19 protein-coding genes and 2 pseudogenes are annotated in these 21287 nt (G+C 34.5%); 16 read left to right on the plus strand and 5 right to left on the minus strand.

Going from position 1 to position 21287, the window contains the following annotated elements; translation table 11 throughout:
- Window positions 1-87 precede the first annotated feature (87 nt).
- From HW271_RS01510 to HW271_RS01525, 4 genes are all read left to right on the plus strand, one after another.
- Window positions 88-3078, plus strand: a complete 2991-nt coding sequence (locus tag HW271_RS01510; RefSeq protein WP_178894592.1) for a type I restriction endonuclease subunit R — start codon at window positions 88-90, stop codon at window positions 3076-3078.
- Window positions 3079-3200: 122 nt separating this feature from the next.
- Window positions 3201-4715, plus strand: coding sequence for a hypothetical protein (locus HW271_RS08755; RefSeq protein ID WP_259274720.1), 1515 nt, complete (start codon window positions 3201-3203; stop codon window positions 4713-4715).
- Window positions 4708-5868: a restriction endonuclease subunit S gene (locus HW271_RS01520; protein ID WP_178894593.1), complete on the plus strand. Its 1161-nt coding sequence runs from the start codon at window positions 4708-4710 to the stop codon at window positions 5866-5868. The genes HW271_RS08755 and HW271_RS01520 overlap by 8 nt, the downstream gene beginning before the upstream one ends.
- Before the next feature lie 172 nt (window positions 5869-6040).
- A complete protein-coding gene (locus tag HW271_RS01525) occupies window positions 6041-7642 on the plus strand; it encodes a type I restriction-modification system subunit M (RefSeq protein WP_178894594.1) in 1602 nt (533 codons plus the stop codon).
- A gap of 115 nt (window positions 7643-7757) precedes the next feature.
- Here the strand turns inward: HW271_RS01525 and HW271_RS01530 are convergent, their stop codons facing one another.
- Together HW271_RS01530 and HW271_RS01535 are read right to left on the minus strand one after the other, a co-directional pair.
- Window positions 7758-9065, minus strand: coding sequence for a hypothetical protein (locus tag HW271_RS01530; RefSeq protein WP_036755026.1), 1308 nt, complete (start codon window positions 9063-9065; stop codon window positions 7758-7760).
- Between the two features lie 79 nt (window positions 9066-9144).
- Window positions 9145-10362 (minus strand): DNA cytosine methyltransferase, encoded by a 1218-nt coding sequence (locus HW271_RS01535; RefSeq protein WP_036755025.1) that lies wholly within the window; start codon window positions 10360-10362, stop codon window positions 9145-9147.
- Between the two features lie 134 nt (window positions 10363-10496).
- Here HW271_RS01535 and HW271_RS01540 point away from each other — a divergent pair, with 134 nt between their 5' ends.
- Window positions 10497-11819 (plus strand): hypothetical protein, encoded by a 1323-nt coding sequence (locus HW271_RS01540; protein WP_052063267.1) that lies wholly within the window; start codon window positions 10497-10499, stop codon window positions 11817-11819.
- Window positions 11820-11833: 14 nt separating this feature from the next.
- On the opposite strand, the gene HW271_RS01545 is transcribed toward HW271_RS01540, so the two are convergent.
- Window positions 11834-12136 carry a hypothetical protein gene (locus tag HW271_RS01545; RefSeq protein WP_036755024.1) on the minus strand — a complete coding sequence of 101 codons (303 nt, stop codon included), beginning with the start codon at window positions 12134-12136 and terminating at the stop codon, window positions 11834-11836.
- A gap of 91 nt (window positions 12137-12227) precedes the next feature.
- On the opposite strand from HW271_RS01545, the gene HW271_RS08760 reads away from it, so the two are divergent.
- The 10 genes and pseudogenes from HW271_RS08760 (at window position 12228) to HW271_RS01590 (ending at window position 19287) form a co-directional block, all read left to right on the plus strand.
- The gene (locus HW271_RS08760) at window positions 12228-12365 is read left to right on the plus strand and encodes a hypothetical protein (protein ID WP_259274721.1); all 138 of its coding nucleotides are present in this window, start codon (window positions 12228-12230) and stop codon (window positions 12363-12365) included.
- Window positions 12366-12525: 160 nt separating this feature from the next.
- Window positions 12526-12849, plus strand: a complete 324-nt coding sequence (locus tag HW271_RS01555; protein ID WP_001253404.1) for a potassium channel family protein — start codon at window positions 12526-12528, stop codon at window positions 12847-12849.
- Window positions 12846-13887: pseudogene (locus HW271_RS01560) on the plus strand (DUF389 domain-containing protein). Before HW271_RS01555 ends, HW271_RS01560 begins: the two are co-directional and overlap by 4 nt.
- A 487-nt stretch (window positions 13888-14374) precedes the next feature.
- Window positions 14375-14965 (plus strand): annotated as a pseudogene (locus tag HW271_RS01565) (transposase); the annotation flags it as partial.
- 180 nt (window positions 14966-15145) lie between these two features.
- Window positions 15146-15424, plus strand: a complete 279-nt coding sequence (locus HW271_RS01570; protein WP_002893755.1) for a DUF6110 family protein — start codon at window positions 15146-15148, stop codon at window positions 15422-15424.
- Between the two features lies 1 nt (window position 15425).
- A complete protein-coding gene (locus HW271_RS01575; RefSeq protein WP_002893754.1) occupies window positions 15426-17489 on the plus strand; it encodes a heavy metal translocating P-type ATPase in 2064 nt (687 codons plus the stop codon).
- Window positions 17490-17788: 299 nt separating this feature from the next.
- Window positions 17789-18403: a CadD family cadmium resistance transporter gene (locus HW271_RS01580; protein ID WP_310437576.1), complete on the plus strand. Its 615-nt coding sequence runs from the start codon at window positions 17789-17791 to the stop codon at window positions 18401-18403.
- Window positions 18404-18414: 11 nt separating this feature from the next.
- Complete coding sequence (gene cadX / locus HW271_RS01585) at window positions 18415-18753, plus strand: Cd(II)/Zn(II)-sensing metalloregulatory transcriptional regulator CadX (RefSeq protein ID WP_002889640.1); 339 nt, start codon at window positions 18415-18417, stop codon at window positions 18751-18753.
- A gap of 45 nt (window positions 18754-18798) precedes the next feature.
- Window positions 18799-18933 (plus strand): hypothetical protein, encoded by a 135-nt coding sequence (locus tag HW271_RS08765; protein ID WP_002889641.1) that lies wholly within the window; start codon window positions 18799-18801, stop codon window positions 18931-18933.
- 33 nt (window positions 18934-18966) lie between these two features.
- On the plus strand, window positions 18967-19287 hold the full coding sequence (locus HW271_RS01590; protein ID WP_002893753.1) for a hypothetical protein: 321 nt from the start codon (window positions 18967-18969) through the stop codon (window positions 19285-19287).
- Window positions 19288-19696: 409 nt separating this feature from the next.
- On the opposite strand, the gene HW271_RS01595 is transcribed toward HW271_RS01590, so the two are convergent.
- Together HW271_RS01595 and HW271_RS01600 are read right to left on the minus strand one after the other, a co-directional pair.
- Window positions 19697-20308: a Fic family protein gene (locus HW271_RS01595; protein WP_178894596.1), complete on the minus strand. Its 612-nt coding sequence runs from the start codon at window positions 20306-20308 to the stop codon at window positions 19697-19699.
- Window positions 20301-20489 (minus strand): hypothetical protein, encoded by a 189-nt coding sequence (locus HW271_RS01600; RefSeq protein WP_000171300.1) that lies wholly within the window; start codon window positions 20487-20489, stop codon window positions 20301-20303. The genes HW271_RS01595 and HW271_RS01600 overlap by 8 nt, the downstream gene beginning before the upstream one ends.
- A 147-nt stretch (window positions 20490-20636) precedes the next feature.
- Here HW271_RS01600 and HW271_RS01605 point away from each other — a divergent pair, with 147 nt between their 5' ends.
- Entirely contained in the window at window positions 20637-21137 is a 501-nt protein-coding gene (locus tag HW271_RS01605) for a hypothetical protein (protein ID WP_178894597.1), read from the plus strand.
- Window positions 21138-21287: the final 150 nt, after the last annotated feature.

Raw genomic sequence — 21287 nt, forward strand, 5'->3', positions numbered from 1 at the left:
TTCCTATATAGTATTTTGTGATACAATGAGATTTAATAGTAACGCTGTTAAACTAAATAATTGCGGAGTCTTAAAGGGGAAATTGTGATGTCTAGTGGAATCAAGTATAAAGAGGAGTTGTCTATAGAAGTAGACCTGATTAATCAACTTACAAGAGGCGAGAGTCAATGGGTCTATAGACCAGAATTAAATACAGAAGAACAACTATGGAATAATTTTTTTGAGAAGCTGGAAGCAAATAATGTTCGGTTTTTAAATGATGTACCTCTTACAAATTCAGAAAAAAATCAAATTAAAAATCAGCTCAATTTTATTAATTTTTACGAAGCAGCAAAGTGGATAGCTGGGGAAAATGGTATTGCTAAAGTTCAAGTTCAACGTGAGAACGCTAGCCTAGGAACAATTCGTTTAGAAGTTTTATGGAGGAATAATGTTGCAGGCGGAAAGTCTAGTTATGAAGTTGTTAATCAAATAATGACTGGAGGAGAAGACATACGTCATCGACGTGGAGACGTGACCCTGCTTATTAATGGTTTGCCTTTGATTCAAATCGAACTGAAAAGTCGTTCTCATGGCTTTATGCATGCCTTTCATCAAATTAAAAAATACGACCAAGAGGGACAATTTCGTGGAATTTTTTCAAGTTTACAAATGTTTGTAGTATCAAATATTACTGATACTCGTTATATTGCTGCAGCTAAAGCTAACAAGTTAAATGAGCGTTTTTTGACTAAGTGGGTAGATAGTGAAAATAGGCCCCAGCCTCAACTATTTGATTTTGCAGAAGCAGTATTATCAATTCCTAGAGCACATGAGATGGTGATGCAGTACTCTGTAATAGATGATGATAAAAAAGCTTTGATATTATTACGTCCTTATCAAGTACATGCTATAGAAGCGATTAGAGAAGCTAGTCGCCGGCAACAATCAGGGTATATCTGGCATACGACAGGTTCTGGGAAGACTTTGACATCTTATAAGGTTTCTAGAAACTTGCTCCAAATTCCATCGATTGAAAAGACTATTTTTGTTATCGACCGGACAGATTTGGATCAACAAACCACAAGCTCTTTCCAGTCATATGCTGAAAATGACATGATTGATATTGATGAAACAGATAACACATATGAATTGGTTAAACATCTAGCTTCTGATGAGCGTCGTGTAGTTGTAACAACTATTCAAAAACTAAATGCTATGATTCGTCAATTTGATGAAGGTCGTCACCAAAAAGTTTTCAACCGTATTAAACAATTAAAATTAGCATTTGTTGTAGATGAATGTCATCGAGCGGTAACACCAGAGCGTCAACGTTATTTACAAAATTTTTTCACGAATTCTCTTTGGTATGGCTTTACAGGCACACCTATTTTTTCAGAAAATAAACGAGAACAAAAAGGTGACTTAGCTCAGACGACCGAGGAGCAGTATGGCTCTTGCCTACATGAGTATACTGTAAAAGAAGCTATTCACGATCGTGCGGTTTTAGGATTTAATGTTGAATATCATACAACCATACCTGACTGGGCAGAGGAAGAGATTGACGATGAACTGTATGATGATGAACGTCACATGCTTGCAGTTTTGGATGCAATATTAAACCGTTCAAAAAGGAAATTAGGGTTTAAAAATGGTGTTGGAAAGACTTATGAAGCCATTTTAACTGTTAAAAGTATTTCTCGAGCTCAGGCTTATTATAATTTAATTAAGCAGGTTAAAAATGGTGAAAAATCACTAAATATTTCTGAAAGTATTAAAAAAATATTACCGGACTTTCCTAAGGTTGCAATAACCTATTCTTTAACAGAAAATGAAGTAGACTCCTATTCTAATCAAACAAATATGGCTATTAATTTACAAGATTACAATGAGATGTTTGGTACCCACTTTAATCTTGAAACTATTGCCTCTTATAATAGAGATCTAAATGACCGTCTAGCACGTAAGAAAGAACGATTTACATTTCGTGATGAACAATTGGACCTCGTTATTGTCGTAGATCGTTTGTTAACTGGTTTTGATGCACCTTGTTTATCTACTCTGTTCATGGACCGTCAGCCAATGAAACCACAGCATCTTATTCAGGCATTTTCGAGAACAAATAGGATTTTTGATGAAGAAAAAAAATATGGACAAATTGTTACATTTCAAACTCCTATCAAATTTAAAGAAAAAGTAGATGAAGCTTTAAGATTATACTCAAATGGAGGAGAAAGCAGTGTCTTGGCACCTGAATGGTCAGAGGAAAAAGCTAAATTTCTTGAAAAAGTTAATCAACTTCTGCTGATTGCTCCTAGTCCTGAACAAGTTCCAGATATTGATTCGTCGACAGATGCTGAATTAAAACGTTTTGCTAAAGCATTCCAAGAATTTGATAAGCTTTTCTCTTCAATACAAGTATATGCAGAGTATAATGAAGATGATATTCTTAAAGAAATTAGTTTGAGTATGGAAGATATTGAGAATTTTGCAGGTCAATACCAAAATGTCATCGAAGAACTTCGTAGACGTAGGAGAGAAGACCAGGAAGTTGAAGACGAAGAATTTCTAATTGATATAGAATATGAGCTCGAATCCATACGTACAGATGAGATAAACTATCAGTATATCCTTTCTCTTATTCAAGTTTTAATTGAAAATAAAGATAATACGCTAAGGAAACATGAAAAGAGTCTAGTAGATAAGTATATAGAGGATTTGGAAAAAACAAATCCTAAATTATCTAAAATTATTTCAGAACTTTGGGAAGATGTTCAGGCAGATATTGATAGTTATCAGGGTCAATCTATTGCACAAAAATTAGATGATATGATCCAACTTGCGATTAATAAGATTATTTGTCAAACAGCTGATTATTGGCAAATAGGGCGAGAGGAACTCAGATTTGTTGTTGAACATTACCGTATTGGTAGCGATAAACAAAGTGGAGAGAAAGCAATCACTGATTCTCAGAATTATGCAGCATATAGACTAATCCATGGGGAACGATCTCTACCAAAACTGAAGTATAAAAAAGCTCTTAAAGCGGACTATATGCGTATGATAACAGAAGAGATTTTGCCATTAAGAGGAAGATGATAATCTTTTGTGCAACTTATATGGAGGAAAGTTTCCGATTATTAAAATTGGAAGAATAGAAAATTAACATCAAGTACATAAAGTAAAAAGTAGAAGTAATTGAAACCACGAAAGGATTAAATATGAATAAAGTAGGTTTTTTGTTTGGAGCAGGAGCTGAAATTGCTTACGGTATGCCTACTGGAGGCAAATTTGCCTTAGACATTTTTCAAAAAAATACTACTAATGCTAAGGATATTTTTAAAAAAAATCGGGAAAGAATTAACAAAAGTTCTCAGTACGCAAGTAAATGGTTACCACAAGATTATGATTCTAAGAGGGTTGCTACATTTCGAGAGAGTATTTTTGAAAATATAATAAAAGATACTGTTGTAAATAATCGTAATTCCATCATAAATAGGATCAATAAATTAGATGACATTGCTCGTCCTTTAGTAGATTCTGTTTCTAAGTTTAAAGACACTTTATTAGAGGAATTAGAAATATCATATCAGGACATCAACATTAATCAGCAACTAAAATATAATAACTATTTCCAAGATGGAAATGATTTATTCAATAGTAAATATTTTGCGATATTATTAACATATTACAACCAATTTGAATTTGAAAAAGACATTGATAAAGAACTATTGGGTGATATTGTCAAGTCTATACTTCAAATACATATAGGCGCAATGAGTGAAAATTTATCGAGAAATATACAAGAGAATATATTTTCAACAGATGATTTGGAGTTAAGTATTTTTGATGATTTAGGAAATAATCTTTCAGTTAATTATCAATCTGCTGGTGTTAAAGGACTCGAACTTTTATATAGGAGTTCGACTAAAGAGGCTCATTATATTGTTAAGCTTGCTTTTAAAATTTTAGAACAAATTTATGCAGATATTTTGGATTATAAATCAGTAATTGATAGTAACTGGCATTATCTATATATCCCTAAAAATGAGTGGGGAAAGTTCTGTAAGATTAGTATCTTCCTGCATTCAGTACGAGAATATATTGAGGAGTGTGCTTCTGATTATAATGCGGAAAATATAGGATATTATGATGATTTAAACAGTCAAGAAAATTTTGAAATTAAAACTATAGCAACTTCAAATTATGTAAATACTTTGATCGGAGATAAATTACGTGGTAAAAACATTATATTTCTTAATGGTAGTGTTAATGACTTTTATGATCCGTATTTAAATATAATAATAAATAAAGCTGAATATGAGAATTATAAAAATTTTGCAGTTCCATTGATATTTACACAGAGTGGAACGAAGCCTATGACATCTATTGATATGTCTAAGAAATATGTGGAATATTATTCCGAATTACTACAGTCCGATTTTATTTGTTCAGTTGGCTTTGGATTTAACGAAGATGATGAGCATATAAATGGTATCATTAGGACAGCGATTGAGAGAGAACAAAAGCATCTGATTATTGTTGCTCCAGATAATGGTGAATCTATAAACATTCGAGAAGAAAAATTAGCAAGTAAATTAAAAGTAAGTAGTATAGATAAAATTCATTATGTTATTGTGGATAATGAAAGAAAAGTAAATAATGAAATCTTATGGACAGAATATATTGTATCAGATGAGTTATTAAATAAAATGGAGATTAGTTCACATGCTTAAATTACCAGATTACCGTTTTACAGGTTATACCGTTCCTTGGGAAGAAAAGAAATTGAGTGATGGGATCTCTAAAATTGGAGATGGTATTCATGGGACGCCAGTTTATTCTAAAGATGGAGATTATTATTTCATAAATGGAAATAATCTTGTCGATGGGAAAATTTTTTTGTTTCCAGAAACTAAAAAGGTTCAAAGTAACCAATTAACAGTGTCAGATACTAGTTTAAAAAAAAATACTATTTTGATGTCTATAAATGGAACAATAGGTAGTTTAGCGTGGTATAGAGATGAGAAAGTAATGTTGGGGAAAAGCGTAGCTTATTTAACAACCGAAGAATTTAATAGAAAATTTATATATAGCATTTTACAAACTCCCAAGATTGTGAAACATTTTAATAATAATTTAACTGGTACGACTATAAAAAATTTGGGTCTAAAGACTATTAGAGATACTGTCATTTCCCTCCCCTCCCTCCCCGAGCAAACTGCCATCGGTTCTTTCTTCCAAGATATTGACCAGCTCATTAACCTTCAACAGCGTAAGTTAGAGGTACTCAAAGAGCAGAAGAAAACCTACCTCAAACTCCTCTTCCCAGCCAAAGGACAAACCAAACCAGCCCTTCGCTTCGCAGGATTTGAAGATGACTGGAAGGAAGTGAAGTTGGGGGAAGTTGTTGCTTCTGAAAGAAAAGGAAAAGCAAAATCTGAGATGATTGGTAATAAGTCTGTTTATTTAGACACTATCTATCTGAATGGTGGAGAGCAAACAAGAGTTGATTGTGATTGTGATACATCCAAAGAGGATATTATCATTTTATGGGATGGTTCACAGGCTGGTGCTGTTTATTATGGTTTTGAAGGAGCTTTAGGTTCAACTTTGAAATCATATAAAATATTTGGTAGTGGAAGCTTTTATTATCAGCAAATGAAGGCTAGTCAATCACTAATATTTGAGAGATATAGAACACCCAATATACCTCATGTAATAAAAAGTTTTTTGGATGATTTTTATATTTTCACAACTTCTCTCCCTGAACAACAAGCTATCGGTTCTTTCTTCCAAGACCTAGACAAGGCTATTTCCAAGCAAGAGGAAAAAGTCAACCAGCTCAAAGAAAGCAAACAAACCCTACTCAGAAAAATGTTTATCTAAGATACCAAGACCGTTAAAAGCCCAGTAAAAATAGGAAACTGGCGCAGTCTTCGATGAAGGCCAGACAGTTTATCTTTTTTACCCAGCTTTTAGGTCGTGTTCAATCCATAAGATACCAAGACCTCAAAAAGCTACACTAAACGAATGAAAGTAGAAATTGATAGGAGACCCTATGTCACAAACAGATTTATCAAGACAGCTCTACCAATCCCTCTGGAATGCGGCAGATATCCTGCGTGGCCAGATGGAAGCCAATGAATACAAGTCCTACCTCTTGGGCTTGATTTTCTACAAGTACCTATCCGACAACATCCTCCAAGCCGTCTGTGACAACTTGGACGAGACCTTTGAGTCCTTCCAGCAAGCCCAGCTTCTCTATGAGGAAAACTTTGCGGATACAGATGTCCGTGAAGACCTCATCGAGGTCTTAAATGACGATCTGGGCTATGTGATTGAGCCTTCTCTGACCTTTACCAAGCTGGTTCAGTCTATCCACGAAGGCACCTTCCAGCTAGAATCTCTAGCTCAAAGTTTCCGTGATATCGAGCAGGCCAATGAGAAATTTGAAAATCTCTTCGAAGATATCGACCTCTATGCGAAAAAGCTAGGCAACACCCCACAAAAGCAAAACAAAACTATCTCTGAGGTCATGAAACAGCTCAACGACCTCAATGTCTCCAGTCATGCTGGTGATATCTTGGGCGATGCTTATGAATACTTGATTGGCCAGTTTGCCAGTGATTCTGGGAAAAAGGCTGGTGAGTTCTATACACCTCAAGCAGTCTCTCACCTCATGACTCAGATTGTCTTTGCAGGGCGTGAGCATCAAAAGGGCATATCAGTTTACGACCCGACCATGGGTTCTGGTTCTCTCTTGCTCAATGCCAAGCGCTATAGTAAGGAAGCTTCGACGATTTCATACTACGGTCAAGAGTTGATTACTTCGACCTTCAACCTTGCTCGCATGAATATGATGCTTCATGGGGTCGCGATTGAGAACTATCACCTCAGCAACCACGACACCCTAGACGAAGATTGGCCAACTACCGAGCCGACAGACTTTGATGGGGTTTTGATGAACCCACCCTATTCACTTAAGTGGTCAGCAGATAGCGGATTCCTGCAAGATCCTCGCTTTTCAAGTTATGGAGTTCTTGCACCTAAGTCCAAAGCAGATTTTGCCTTCCTTCTTCATGGTTTTTACCACCTCAAGCATAATGGAGTTATGGCCATCGTCCTCCCTCACGGAGTTCTCTTTCGAGGAGCAGCCGAGCAAAAGATTCGCCAGCATCTGCTAGAAGAAGGCGCTATTGATACAGTTATCGGCTTGCCAGCAAATATCTTCTACAACACCTCTATTCCGACAACCATTATTATCCTTAAAAAGAATCGCACCAATAAGGATGTCTTCTTTATCGATGCCTCAAAAGAGTTTGAAAAAGGGAAAAATCAAAACAATATGACCGAAGACCATATTGCCAAGATTTTGGAGACCTATCAAAAACGCGAGAATGTCGAGAAGTTCGCCCATCTAGCCAGCTTTGAAGAGATTGTCGAAAACGACTACAACCTTAACATTCCGCGCTATGTTGATACCTTTGAGGAAGAACTTGTTGTTCCCCTTGCCGACCTCGCAGACCAGCTCGCAGAGATTGATAAAGAGATTGGAGAGGTAGAAGCCAGACTCGCACACATGCGTAGCCAGCTAGTAGGCACAACACCAGAAGCCCAAGCAGAATTAAGCGCCTATCTTGAAAAATTGAAAGAGATTTAGATAGTAGGGAAAGAATGAAAACATCTCGTATAGATTGTACGAGGTGTTTTTTTGAAGACTTGATTTCACCTTACTAAGTTTCCGGAAAATATAAATTTTTCGGAAAGAAAATATATTATTCCTCAGTATCAATTTCTTCTTCATTCATAAAAGATTCAAAACTACCAATTGGTGCGAAGTCAATATTGATAGTAGTGTAATCACCTTTTCTCCTCCAAAGTCGAACAGAGTCGGTTCCTTTCTTTTGGAGCCATTCTCTTGTTACAACTTGTCTGTCTTTTAATCCGAGTACATCAACAAGTAACCATTGTCCAAGAGCAGACTGCCCATAATATTTCCCAGTCTTTGGGTCAATTTCAGTAGTACTACCAGATTGTAGACCTTTCATATTGCTTTGGGTAACCAAAGATGGAATCAGCTCTCCATTTGGTAGTTTAAGTTGGAATCTAACTTGGGGTTTTTCGTTTCTATTTCCTTGAAATATTTTTTGTTCTCTTTCAGCCTTAAAAATATCGGGACAAAAGAAATCAGGATATTTTTTATGAAATTCAATAGGGATTGGAATATAGATTTCATTGAGAGGTCTAAGTGTGACACTTCCTTTATTTTTAGGTGCAGCATTCCAAGAATTTAGACCTGATTTTTCTTCTACTTCTTTACTTCTGTATGAATAAAGAGGGAGATACACCTCAACAATATCATTATCATATTGGTTATCATACTTTCCAATAAAATTAAAATAAGATTGTATAAGGAAATCAAATGGGTCTTCAATGATGTTGACATCAAATTGGTTAAGAATAAGAGTGTCTTTTTTACCAGAGTCAAAGTGTTGCCAAATTTGTGAGTCACTGTATGTAAATTTATAATCTTTATGACCGTCAGACCATTGGAAAGCAGTAGAAGTTCGCATGAAATTTCTCAAGTTGTTAGTATCAACTAGAGGGTATTGCGTCTCTTGTATAACAAACTTTCCTGCATCACGAGTGATGTAATGATAAATATTATTTTTCTTAGAAAGCCCCAATCGATTGTAGTCTACTAGCATACGCTCATTTTTTATTTGGGATAATTTTAAAGCTAGTTCTTCATCAGATTTTTGGAAGAAGGGGTCAATATCTGATTTATATCTTTTTAGTTGCATTACCTTTTGATAAGATGGTTTGGAATTCATCCATGTTTTAAGTCCAATTCCTATACGTTCATCGCCAAAGACGGATAAAATATCGTGAGGAGTATTTCCGATATCAACATTCTCTGCCTTAAAAACTTTTGCATAAATTGTTTCTTGAAACTTAGAATCTAAATAAGGAATAGGATCACCGTGTTTCTGTCGGAATAGATTCGTTAAAGCACCATAGACTTGAAGAAACTTGATATATTCATCTCTTTCCTCTTTAGAATATCGCTCCCAGATTGACATAATAGTTCACCTCAATTGTTAATACTTATTTAAGTATAACAAAAGAAAGCTAGCTTAGCACTAGCTTTCCTGTTTTAAATTAAACAATACTGTAAAATTCTAACTTGCCACGTTTTTTGATTAGTCTAAAATAGTCTTCATCAGTTAAAGTCGCAAGTCCATCCTGATAGTTTTCAATGATATTTTCAGCTTCTTCATAACTCTGGGCAAAGTCTCTAACATAAGATTCCCCCTCAAACTGTCCATTCATCTCTGTATAAAGAATTGCAAACTTTCCTTCTCTATCAAACAGTGTTTTTCCATTTGAATCATTGAGAGCTTTTGCTATGTTTTCAGCAATACGTTTAATGACTGGAACAACAACACTATTCCCTGCCTGTTTATAAAGTTGAGCATTTGAAACTCCCTCTGGTAATTTGAAGTCTTTAGGATAGCCTTGGGCATTAAAAGTTTCTTTAGGAGTAAGTTTTCGTATTGTTCCACTGTTAGTAAGTATTAACGGCACGTTGTGTCCACCTGTACCCATGTTTGCTGTCAAAGTTGGAACGACTCCGTTTTTGTTTTCACGAACATACTGACGACGCCATTGATATACAGTGTCTTGACTAGTCATACTAGCTTTTAGCTCTGGATAAAATCGTTGTCTACCTTCTTCATAGTGATAGATGGAATCCTTATCCTCTGTAAAATCGATAATGTCTCGTAGTGTGGTTGTCAATTTTATTTCTTCTGGAAAACTAAAATTATCATAAGCTTCCTTATTATCAAAGCCAACAATATAAATTCTTTCTCGATTCTGAGGAATGTTACCGTAATCTTTACCGTTTAGAACTTTCCATTTAATGAAATAGTTATTTTCAGTAAGTGCTTCCCTAATAACTTTGAAAGTGTTTCCGTGGTCATGTCCGACCATGTTTTTTACATTTTCAATAAAAATTGCTTTTGGCTTTTGAGCTTCTATCATTCTCAAGAGTTCAAAGAATAGGTCTCCTCTGTCATCATCGAAACCTTTTCTATAACCTGCAATACTAAAGGCTTGACAAGGGAATCCCCCTACAATGACGTCAATATTCTCTCCAATTTCATTTGCAGGAATAGCGTGAATATCACGAGAATCTAAATGAACGTTTGGATAGTTCAATGTATAAGTCATTCTAGCGTATTTATCGAACTCATTTGCAAACACCACTCTGAACTCGTTGGTTTGTTCAAAACCTAACTCAATTCCACCAACACCGCTAAAAAAGGCAGCAATATTATACTTTTTTACAGTGGGCGAACTTACAGAATTTGACATGTTTACCCCTCCTCATATTAAGTTTGACTTTGTAATTATATCATTTTTTATATTAAAAAGCAGCATGTAGATATTCTTCTGAGAAAAATATAGTAAAATAGAATAAAATAAGTTATTTTTTATGGAGTGATTTTATGAAAATAGACAACTATAGCGATATTTCGAAGTTTGTAGAGGATAATTTAAATGATATTGATTCAAAAAAAATCTCTTTTTCTAAAAAATCACAGAAAGAGACTTTTACGAAATTGGGTAAGGATATACCTGACCACATCTATTCATTAACAGAGATAACGAAAGAAATTGACAAAGTTTTCGAAAAAATTTGGAAAGATCAAGAAACAGGTATCATAGAATTGCTTAGAAGGAATAAGTTAGACATTGAATTAACAATTAAAGAAATTCTTAAATGGGGTGTGGTTATTCCTGAAAATCGACTTAACAAAAAATTGTTAGAGGTGATTAAAACAGAGGAAATGATTGTTTTTGACTTTGAATCATTTAAAAAAGGTCAACAAGAGAAAACTATCGACAACATTGAAAAATTTGTAGAGAACAATATAGTATTATTTAATTTAGCATCAACTCTTTTTAGTAATGATAAAATACTCAATGCACTAAACAAACATCCAAACATAAACAAAGATAAAGAAAAAATCCATAATAAAACAGATATGGATGAATACCTTAATAACCGTTATACGAAACTCAGCAAATCCGATAAAGATAAGATTATAGATGAATACAAACAAAGTAATTTTGACATCAGTAAAACAGCAGAACAGATATCCAAACAGTATATTTTGAAAACAGGAGATGTTGAAGCCTATTTAAAAAAATATACTTTTGAATCTTTAGGTGAGAGCATACTAAAGGAAGATACTTTATCTGAACTTACTGAAAGTGTAGCTAGCTTATTTTTAGAGTATAATAAGGATGAGACTCAAAGTATAGTTGGCGATTTAAAGAAAATTATAAAGCGTTATGTACCTCTAATATTGTCAAATGGATTTCCTGTTAATTTAACAAATGTAAATAGTGGTGTGATGATTGCAAATGCGGGTGATTCAGCACAATTTCTATTTATTGCTAGAGCTATTTTGGCTGGATTCGATAGTTCAAATGTTGACGTTAGAAGTTCACGTTATGATTGTATTGTAAATTATAAAAACAAAATTTTTCGTGTACAGGTAAAAGGTATATCTGACAATTATGTAAGATATAAGGATAGGTCTAGAGGTGGCAGAGGTATCGACCACACGAATGAAAGAAATGTTGGCAGAAGAATAACAAGTGAGGACTGTGATATATATGCTGCCGTAGATAAGCTAACTGGAACTGTATTTCTAATTCCGATAGAGCATTTAGAGAATACAGAAAAGGATTCAGAGAACATTAGTGAATTGAAACAGTACCGTGAGAATTGGGAAATCTTTGAGGAACTATTCCAGAAGTAAGATACTTAGGAAGTTTAGACTTTGAGTTCACTTTTTGTTGGTTCAATAATGTCAGTATAAAATCTTTCAACGCTAGTAGAAAGATATCCTTGCGACGTTTTTGGTGTGTGATTAAAGAGCTCAACAAAAGATGGTAAAGCTAAAATATCAGCTGATTCAATATCAAACTGCTTATGCTTGCAAAAGTTAAACAATTCAGAACCAAAGGATTTAACTTTTTGCTGAAATTCTCCGTCAAAAATATTTTTAGTCAAACGAATCTCAAGGTTAGAAATAAAATCTTCTAAGTTATCGTAGAGTTCTTCGTAATTTATCATGATTTTTCTCCTTAAAGTCTATTTAGTTTTATTGTAACCATAGTTAATAGTGTTGTCAAAATATTACAGGTTTTAGCTAGTGTATGTTATAATGAGTCTAGAAAGTCTGAATGATGTGGTGGACCGGATCTATATAAATGTCAAGGATTTACCGTTTCAGTCCTTGGGAGCTTTAGCTAATATCCTGTCTGATGTTAAGAAGGGACTGATTCAAGACAGTCATATCTAGTCTTTCTTCCAGTCATTTTTCAAACAATATCAGTTGATAATCAGCTTAAATCAGATCTATCAGTTTGTCTATCTTTCTCTGATGGAGATCATGTCCTATCTTCACTTTGATTATTGGAAAAAACGGCTCGGTCAGGAGCTAGTATGAATAAGGAGAACAAATGAGACGTTTAAAAATGTTATGGCATATTATACAGGTTACGGGTTTTACTCGGTTTGCTCTGAGTTTTGTGACCTTTGTTTTTGGGTCAGGAGGCGTGCTTTTCCTAGTTGAACCTGCTATCACAAATTACGGAGACGGTCTTTGGTATGCTTTTGTGACTTCGACGACTGTCGGCTACGGGGATCTCCTAGCTGTGACCTTGATTGGAAGGATTACCAGTGTCTTCTTGACGATTTATGGGCTCATATTTTTTGGCTGTTTATCAGCTGTTATTATTAATTATTATACCGATTTAAATAAGGAAAGAGGAGAGGACAAATGACTGCCAATTATTCAACACGGGAATACCGTGAGAAATTATACGATGACCTTCATGTTCGATTGAGAGATACAGCGATTTTGATGTGTGCAATTTTTATTGCCTCTATCGGTCTAAATATGAATTCAACAGCTGTTATTATTGGAGCCATGTTAATTTCACCTCTCATGACACCGATTGTTGGACTGGGATTCGGTTTAGCTATTTTTGATACGCGTTTAATCAAGCAATCTCTAGAGGTTTTATTGACTCAAGTGTTGGTCAGTTTGCTTGTCTCGACTCTGTATTTCTCCCTTGTCTTATGCAAGTAGCGAGTTGATCGCACGAACCTCTCCAACCATTTGGGATGTTTTCATTGCTATTGCTGGTGGGATTGCTGGTGTGATCGGTTCAAGGAAAAAAGAAGCAAACAATATCGTGCCAGGAGTAGCCATTGCTACAGCTTTGATGCCGCCTATCTGTACTGCTGGCTATGGTTTAGCTAATGGGAATGTACGATTTTTATTGGGGGCTCTCTATCTTTTCTTGATCAACTGTGTCTTTATCATGCTAGCCAACATTGTTGGAACAAGAATTTTGATGAGAAAATCTCCTTTAACTTCATTTAAAGAGCTGAGCATTAAAATGAGAATTGGCTTGATTTCTTTGATTGTATTGTTGATTCTTCCAGCTAGCTATTCGGCAGTTACTCTGACAATAGAACAAGCGCGCAAAGAAGGGATCAAACAGTTTGTAGGAAAAGAGTTCGCCAATTATACGGTTATTAATCAAGTCTACAAGTCAAGTAACAATGAATTGGTCTTGACGGTTGTTGGAGATCCGATTTCAGAAGAAGAATTAGAAACACTCCACCAAAAACAAGCCTCTTACGGTATTCAATCTGTTCAATTGAAAGTGAATCAAGTTCAGAACTCGCCAACATTAGATAGTGAAGCGACCAAGGAATTTTATGAAAACATTGACAAGTATATTGATCAAAAACTCTCTGAAAAAGATTCACAAAACGATCTCGTAAAAGAAAATGAAGCAGACAAGGATTGAGGACAATGAACTGAATCGGTTTTTACGCCGTGTTTTTCTTGTATCTTCCTCTTTCTTACTTATAGCAGGTTGTTTTTGCTTGAATAAGAAATAAATTAGAAGTTCTATCATCTAAGAAAAATGATGAAAAAAATCATTTAACTAATGGTGTGAACGTTTAGTGTTTATCAGCTCCATTCTCTGTAATTTTGGGGGTAAAATCCACACCATTTAGATAAAATTAGTTGAATTTGATTGGAAAAACGCTTTTATAAAAGCGGAGAAAAGTCTTGATATTACGCTGTTTTTAGTCCAACTGAAATTCATACTTTCCAAACCAGGCTTGAAAAAGGCCCGTAAAGCATCACAATTTAGTAAACGTTAATTCGTTACTGGACAGCAGAATACAAACGAAAACACTTTGCATCTTGCAAGGTGTTTTTTTCTATGAGAACTGGCGGTGCGCAATTAGGATAGCTCTAGCGACTTTAGTCGCATAGAGATATGCTATGCACAGTTGCCTCAAGAAAACAATGCTTCTTGGTCCACCCTGTTAGACAAGCTTCAAAACCAAGGAATCCAACAGATTTCTCTTGTAGTTACAGATGGCTTTAAGGGGCTTGAGCAGATTATCAGTCAGGCTCACCCATTAGCTAAACAACAATGTTGCTTAATTCATATTAGTCGAAATCTAGCTAGTAAAGTGAAACGAGCAGATAGAGCGGTTATTCTGGGGCAATTTATAATGATTTATCGTGCTGAAAATTTAGAAATGGCAGGACAAGCTTTAGAGGACTTTCTCGCCGAATGGAAACCAAAGTATAGGAAAGTCATGGAAAGTCTGGAGAAGACGGATAATCTTTTAACTTTTTATCAGTTTCCCTACCAGATTTGGCACAGCATGTATTCGACAAACCTCATTGAGTCTCTTAACAAAGAAATCAAACATCAAACGAAAAAGAAGGTTCTTTTTCCTAATGAGGAGGCTCTGGAACGTTACTTAGTTACGTTGTTTGAAGATTATAATTTCAAGCAAAGTCAACGAATCCATAAAGGGTTTGGTCAATGTTCTGATACACTTGAAAGCTTATTTAATTAACACTCCGTAACTCTACTTAAGTGTTTACACATAATTATTTACAGTATCAAAAAATAAAGTATATTGTTTTCATCATAATATAATTAAATATCAGTATAGAGAATTTTATCTATATATCAGATATCAGCAATTGCTTTTGCTGTCATTTTTCGCTACAATAGTTACAAGGAGGAAATAAACATGTTAAAAGAAGTATTAAACGTCGCAAAAGTTGCGAAAAAATCATCTCTCTTCTTAGGAGGGGTAGCATTTGGGACGCTTGGCTTGAAAGTCTTAGCAAGTAAAGAAGCTAAGAAAGGCTATTCTAAGGCCTTGGCTAAAGCTTACAAATTGAAAGATGGACTGGATGCATCTGTTTCTGTTGTAAAACAACACGGTGATGATGTTTTACAAGACGCTAAATATTTATACGAACAGGAAAAGAAAGAAGAACAATTAGATAGCCTGACAGGTGAATAATATGTCTTTTAAAGTGCTACACAGAGGATATCAACATATCCGATTATCGTCCTCGTTTTCACTGACCTTGGATATTCAAGATTATCTTCGTTCCTTGGCTAAAGATGAAAAAGGGATCGACTCTATTCAGTTTTATATGGATCAGCAGCACTTTACTCTACGTATGAAAGAAGGCTTCTCTGTATTAGAAAATGCAGAGGCCTTTTTAAAAAAAATTGACAAGGGGAAAGTTTCGGACTTGATGACTCTTCCCATTCGTAGAGAAGAGAGTGCTTATTCAATTGTATCGGGTGCAGCGATTAAGCGTTTGCTGTTTCGAAGTTTTGTACCCTACCCTATTCGTTATATTTGGACTTGTTATCAGGCTTTGGGTTATGTCAAAGAAGCCTATCAAACTTTAGCGCGCAAGGAACTAACCATGGAGGTCTTGGACTGTTCGGCCATTTTGTTGTCCTTGTTTATGAACCAATCCAAGACAGCTAGCAACATCATGTTTATGCTTGATTTGGGTAATCATCTAGATCAGTGGTCTTTAAAAAAAACAGCAACAGATTTGGAACAAAGCCTTCTTGCTAAAGAAAGTGATGTTTTCTTAGTGCGGGGAGACATGGTCATCAGCATCAAGAGTTCTGATGTTCAAGTAGGTGATGTATTAGTTGTCTCCCAAGGGAATGAAATCTTGTTTGACGGCCAAGTGGTTTCAGGATTAGGCATGGTCAATGAGAGTTCCTTGACTGGAGAGAGCTTCCCTGTTGAAAAGAAAGAGGGAGATTCTGTATGTGCGAATACTGTTTTGGAAACAGGAGAGTTAAGAATTCGTGTGACTGATAATCAGATAAACAGTCGTATTTTGCAACTCATCAATCTGATGAAAAAATCTGAAGAGAGTAAGAAGACAAAACAACGTCATTTTATTAGGATGGCAGACAAGGTTGTAAAATATAACTTCTTAGGTGCTGGTTTGACTTATCTGTTAACAGGTTCGTTTTCAAAAGCCATTTCCTTTTTATTGGTGGATTTTTCATGTGCTCTAAAAATATCCACACCTGTAGCCTACCTTACGGCCATAAAGGAAGGTCTAAATCGAGAAATGGTTATTAAAGATGGTGATGTATTAGAAAAATATCTGGAAGTGGATACTTTCTTGTTTGATAAAACGGGTACCATCACGACGAGTTATCCTTTGGTTGAAAAGGTTCTTCCTTTCGGAGATTATACTGAGAAAGATATTTTAAGAATAAGTGCATGTTTGGAGGAACATATCTATCATCCTATTGCCAATGCAATTGTTAAACAAGCTGAAATTGAAGGCATTGAACACGAAGAAATGCATGGCAAGCTTCAGTATGTTGCAAGCAAAGGGATTAAATCGCAAATTGATGGTCAATCGGTTGTCATTGGAAATTATGTACTAATGCAAGACGAACAGGTAAGAATTAGTTCTGAGCAGCTGGCCTTGATTGAGCAATATAAGACTCATTACAATTTATTGTTTTTGGCTTATAAGAAAGAATTAATTGGGATGTTTTGTATCCACACTCCCTTGAGAAGCGAGGCGAAAGTTGCATTGAAAAAGCTAAAGCGCCAAGGGAAAAAACTGATTCTGGCAACTGGTGATACGTTGGCTAGAACAGAAGAGTTGGTTAAAGATCTGCCATTTGACAACGTTTATACTGATTTAAAACCAGATGGTAAGTTTCAGTTGGTTCAGGAATTACAGAAAGCTGGCCGAACTATTTTGATGGTTGGAGACGGGTTAAACGACTCTGCTGCCTTGACGCTTGCAGATATTGGGGTTGTGATGAATGAAAGTGCTGATATTTCTAAGCAGATGAGTGATATTTTATTATTAGATAATCGTTTAGATTTCTTCGAGGAATTGAATTCTTTATCTGAATCGTTGCAGAAATTAATTCAAAGAAATATTCAAGAAACAGTTGTAATAAATGGAAGTTTAATTGGATTTGGGTTGTTAAATTGGTTAAGCCCATCTAATCTTTCGATATTGCACAATCTGACTACTTTAAGAATCGTCCTTCGTAGTCTTTCTATTAAAAGTAGGTAAGAGACCGAGAAGCTGAGGTTATAAAAACTAAAAGGAGTTGTCTCATTTGAGAATAACGGCTCTTTGTCAACTGTAGTGGGTTGATGGAAAATTATACCCTGGAGAGGACCAAATTGGTTCTCTCCTTTTAAATATTGAAAAAACCATTGGCAGTGGACATACTTTAAGACTATATATTTCTGAAACTAGTTTCACAATACAAATATTGACATGCAATTATTAATTGGTGGATTTTAAGTTGACATCTACAAAGTTTAATGTTAAAATTCATTCAAAAATATATTTGAATGAGGTGTTTTATGATTCAAAATGTTGTTACTTCAATAATCCTGTATTCTGGGACAGCCGTAGACTTACTTATTATCCTAATGTTATTTTTTGCCAAAAGAAAAAGCAGAAAGGACATCATTAACATCTATTTAGGACAATTTCTAGGCTCTGTTAGTCTAATATTGATAAGTTTGCTTTTTGCATTTGTCTTAAATTATATTCCTAGTAAAGAGATTTTAGGTTTGCTCGGTTTGATTCCAATTTTCCTAGGCCTCAAAGTTTTGCTTTTAGGAGATTCTGATGGAGAAGCTATTGCAAAAGATGGTTTGCGCAAAGATGATAAAAACCTGATTTTTCTAGTCGCTATGATTACTTTTGCAAGTTGTGGTGCTGACAATATTGGTGTTTTTGTCCCATATTTTATTACCTTAAATTTAGCGAATTTGATAGTGGCTTTACTTACTTTTCTAGTCATGATTTATCTCTTGGTTTTTTCTGCCCAAAAGTTGGCACAAGTCCCTTCTGTTGGAGAAACTTTGGAAAAATATAGCAGATGGTTTATTGCCGTTGTTTATTTAGGATTGGGGATGTATATCCTGATTGAAAACAACAGCTTTGATATGCTAAGGACTGTGTTCAGCTAGGAGAAAAAATTATGAAAAAAGATAGTATCTGTCAAGTGGATGTTATAAATCAACAAAATGTTACAACCGCAACGAACTACCTTGAAAAGGAAAAAGTCCAAAAATCACTTCGCATTTTATCAAAATTTACCGATAATAAACAGATAAATATCATTTTTTATCTCCTTGCCGTCGAAGAACTCTGTGTCTGCGATATAGCCTGTTTATTAAATCTCAGTATGGCATCTGCCTCCCACCATCTTCGTAAACTAGCCAATCAAAACATCTTGGACACTAGAAGAGAGGGGAAAATTATATATTATTTTATAAAAGATGAGGAAATCAAAGACTTTTTTAATCAACTAGGATAACAACTATTTTTACTACTTTACCATGATTATATATAGGACTTATCTATGAAATTTTTTGATGAAAATTACTCACAAGAAATACCTACTCGTATCAAATGTTTAAGAAAAAAGTATAATTTAAAGCAAAGCGACCTAGGTAATGCAGGTCAAGTTAGCCAAGTTGAAAAGGGAGGAATTTGAAAGAATTTGTATCTTTTATTTTTTGTTTCATTTATGCCCTATGCTACTGGAATCGTTAGTAGTCATTTCATGAATCATACGGCACAGCTCTTTTATGGACTGATCGTTATTGTTTCAACGGTAGCAAACTGGTTTTTACATAAAGTAATTGATAAACCCAATATAGATCAGAAAGAATTACTTGAAGCTACCGCACAATATAGGAAGTTATTGATACCTGACCTAATAATTAAAGGAGTGGGATTGATTCTGTCCTTAATTCTCTATCCTCCGATTATGATGTATAGTGTTTTAATTGCGGCATTTTACATCATAACTTTAAAAACACTATCCGAAAAAAGAGTGAATAACTAAAAAACGGTGACCAAAGTTAGGTGTATTATTTTAATGCTTAGAGACCTAAACTATTCCCTATTTTAAAAATATTGATTCAGATTTTATGAAATTAAAAAGTAGATATTGTTCAGAAAATCCTTGATATTACGCTGTTTTTAGTCCAACTGAAATCCATACTTTCCAAACCAGGTCTTACGATTTGTAAGTAAAAGAACAAATAAAAAAAGAGGAGCTTCACAATAAAGCTCCTCTTCTTTTACATATCCGAATCATTATTCTTATTTCAAAAAAGGTAGTGATTCGGTTGATTTATATTGCAATGTAGTGAAATTTAGAATTTCAAGAATCGCTTAAAATCAAGGGTTCTCACATCTATTGACGTGTAGTGAATCCCTATTTCACCTCTGTAATTATCAAGTATTACAATCTATATTTCTTTTAATATTTTACCAAATAATTCTTCTAGCTTCCCTAAGTCTCCATAGACAGTTCCGTCCATATAAAGGTTGTAAACTTCATCATCTTGTTCCACTCGTATTTGTGCAGAATACCCTTTTAATAGTGCTAAGGAACGAATAACTTCTCGTTGAGTTCGTCCATTTCCTTCTCGAAAGGGATGGAAATAATTAAGATTATCAAGAATTTTTGCTAAATGTTTAATGATTTCATCTTTTGAGTTGGCAGTTTGATGATAGGAATGAATGAGATGATTTATATAAGTTTCTGCAGCATTAAACGACTGTATCGACATAAAAGGATTACCACTTTTAGAGATATTCACCTTGCGATATTGTCCTGACCAGGCATAAACGTCTTGAAACAAATAGTTATGAATGGCTAAAATATTACTCATGGAATAGACTTCAATGGCTTTCAAGCGCAAGTCTGCAAGTCTTTTAGTAACGAATAAGTGTTCATTTCGGTAGGCTTCTTCAATATTTGTAACATTTTGTTTGTTGATTAAGACTGTGGAATTTGGATAGGTATATTGGTGATTAGGGTCAATGTACTTATAGCTTTCGTATTGATTTTTAACCAATATTCAATTCCTTTCGTCTATTGACAACATAAGTTTTTAAATCAATCACATCTTGAACAGTAGGTTCATAATTTTCAATCATTGATGATCCAATAGCATACCAGACAGTATCGAAATCTGAAAAATTATCAAAAGGAATCCCTAAAATTGTTAATTCTTCTTTATTTACATCAAGAGTCATGTCACATCTCCTTATATAATGTTACCTTTATTATACCATAAAATCGGTATTTTTACCTAAAGGGATAGAGACTATAAGATATATTATGTTTAATGTAGATTTATGATAAAATAGTTTTACTATAAAAAGAAATAACAGAGGTATAGCATGGAGCCATATATTACAGAAGCTTTAGTAAGAGCAGGGATTGAGTTGGGAACTCTAACATTTAAGGGAACAACAACACTAGTGAATAGTAAAATTCAATCATTAAAGGAAGAACATAACGCCGATAAATTACGAAATACTTATGATGAAATTGTAAATGAGTTACTTTCGGAACGAGAACAGGCAATCAGAATTGCTCAGGCATATAAAGAAGAATATGAAAAAGTACATATTGATGATAAAGATATTGAGTATTTGCACAACACTTTAGAACGGGTTATTTCTCTTCTATCTTCATTTACTAATGTTGAAGATGGGAAAGAAGATTCAATGAAACAATTGGTTGCTCTGCTTAATAAGGATACTTTAAAGACTATGCAACTATTAGGATTTAATTACAAGGAGGCAATAGGAGAACCTTTAACGGAGGTTTGCTCAAATGCTATAAGAAATACATTAGGAAGTCTATCATCTAAGAAAAACGTACGTAACAAAAAATAATTGAACCAATGGTGTGAACTTTTTGGTAAAATCTAGCTTAATTTGTGTATTTTTAGGGTAAAATTCACACCATTCAACTGAAATTGATGAATGTAACGATAACAAATAAAATGTTTGATAAGGTAAAGAGATTTAATAAGCGGAGGAAAA

Source organism: Streptococcus sp. oral taxon 061 (assembly GCF_013394695.1).
Classification (GTDB): domain Bacteria; phylum Bacillota; class Bacilli; order Lactobacillales; family Streptococcaceae; genus Streptococcus.

Coding starts and splice junctions, on each gene's coding strand:
- HW271_RS01510 (WP_178894592.1), top strand. CDS start 88: ATGTCTAGTGGAATCAAGTATAAAGAGGAGTTGTCTATAGAAGTAGAC.
- HW271_RS08755 (WP_259274720.1), top strand. CDS start 3,201: ATGAATAAAGTAGGTTTTTTGTTTGGAGCAGGAGCTGAAATTGCTTAC.
- HW271_RS01520 (WP_178894593.1), top strand. CDS start 4,708: ATGCTTAAATTACCAGATTACCGTTTTACAGGTTATACCGTTCCTTGG.
- HW271_RS01525 (WP_178894594.1), top strand. CDS start 6,041: ATGTCACAAACAGATTTATCAAGACAGCTCTACCAATCCCTCTGGAAT.
- HW271_RS01530 (WP_036755026.1), bottom strand. CDS start 9,065: ATGTCAATCTGGGAGCGATATTCTAAAGAGGAAAGAGATGAATATATC.
- HW271_RS01535 (WP_036755025.1), bottom strand. CDS start 10,362: ATGTCAAATTCTGTAAGTTCGCCCACTGTAAAAAAGTATAATATTGCT.
- HW271_RS01540 (WP_052063267.1), top strand. CDS start 10,497: ATGAAAATAGACAACTATAGCGATATTTCGAAGTTTGTAGAGGATAAT.
- HW271_RS01545 (WP_036755024.1), bottom strand. CDS start 12,136: ATGATAAATTACGAAGAACTCTACGATAACTTAGAAGATTTTATTTCT.
- HW271_RS08760 (WP_259274721.1), top strand. CDS start 12,228: ATGAGTCTAGAAAGTCTGAATGATGTGGTGGACCGGATCTATATAAAT.
- HW271_RS01555 (WP_001253404.1), top strand. CDS start 12,526: ATGAGACGTTTAAAAATGTTATGGCATATTATACAGGTTACGGGTTTT.
- HW271_RS01570 (WP_002893755.1), top strand. CDS start 15,146: ATGTTAAAAGAAGTATTAAACGTCGCAAAAGTTGCGAAAAAATCATCT.
- HW271_RS01575 (WP_002893754.1), top strand. CDS start 15,426: ATGTCTTTTAAAGTGCTACACAGAGGATATCAACATATCCGATTATCG.
- HW271_RS01580 (WP_310437576.1), top strand. CDS start 17,789: ATGATTCAAAATGTTGTTACTTCAATAATCCTGTATTCTGGGACAGCC.
- cadX (WP_002889640.1), top strand. CDS start 18,415: ATGAAAAAAGATAGTATCTGTCAAGTGGATGTTATAAATCAACAAAAT.
- HW271_RS08765 (WP_002889641.1), top strand. CDS start 18,799: ATGAAATTTTTTGATGAAAATTACTCACAAGAAATACCTACTCGTATC.
- HW271_RS01590 (WP_002893753.1), top strand. CDS start 18,967: ATGCCCTATGCTACTGGAATCGTTAGTAGTCATTTCATGAATCATACG.
- HW271_RS01600 (WP_000171300.1), bottom strand. CDS start 20,489: ATGACTCTTGATGTAAATAAAGAAGAATTAACAATTTTAGGGATTCCT.
- HW271_RS01605 (WP_178894597.1), top strand. CDS start 20,637: ATGGAGCCATATATTACAGAAGCTTTAGTAAGAGCAGGGATTGAGTTG.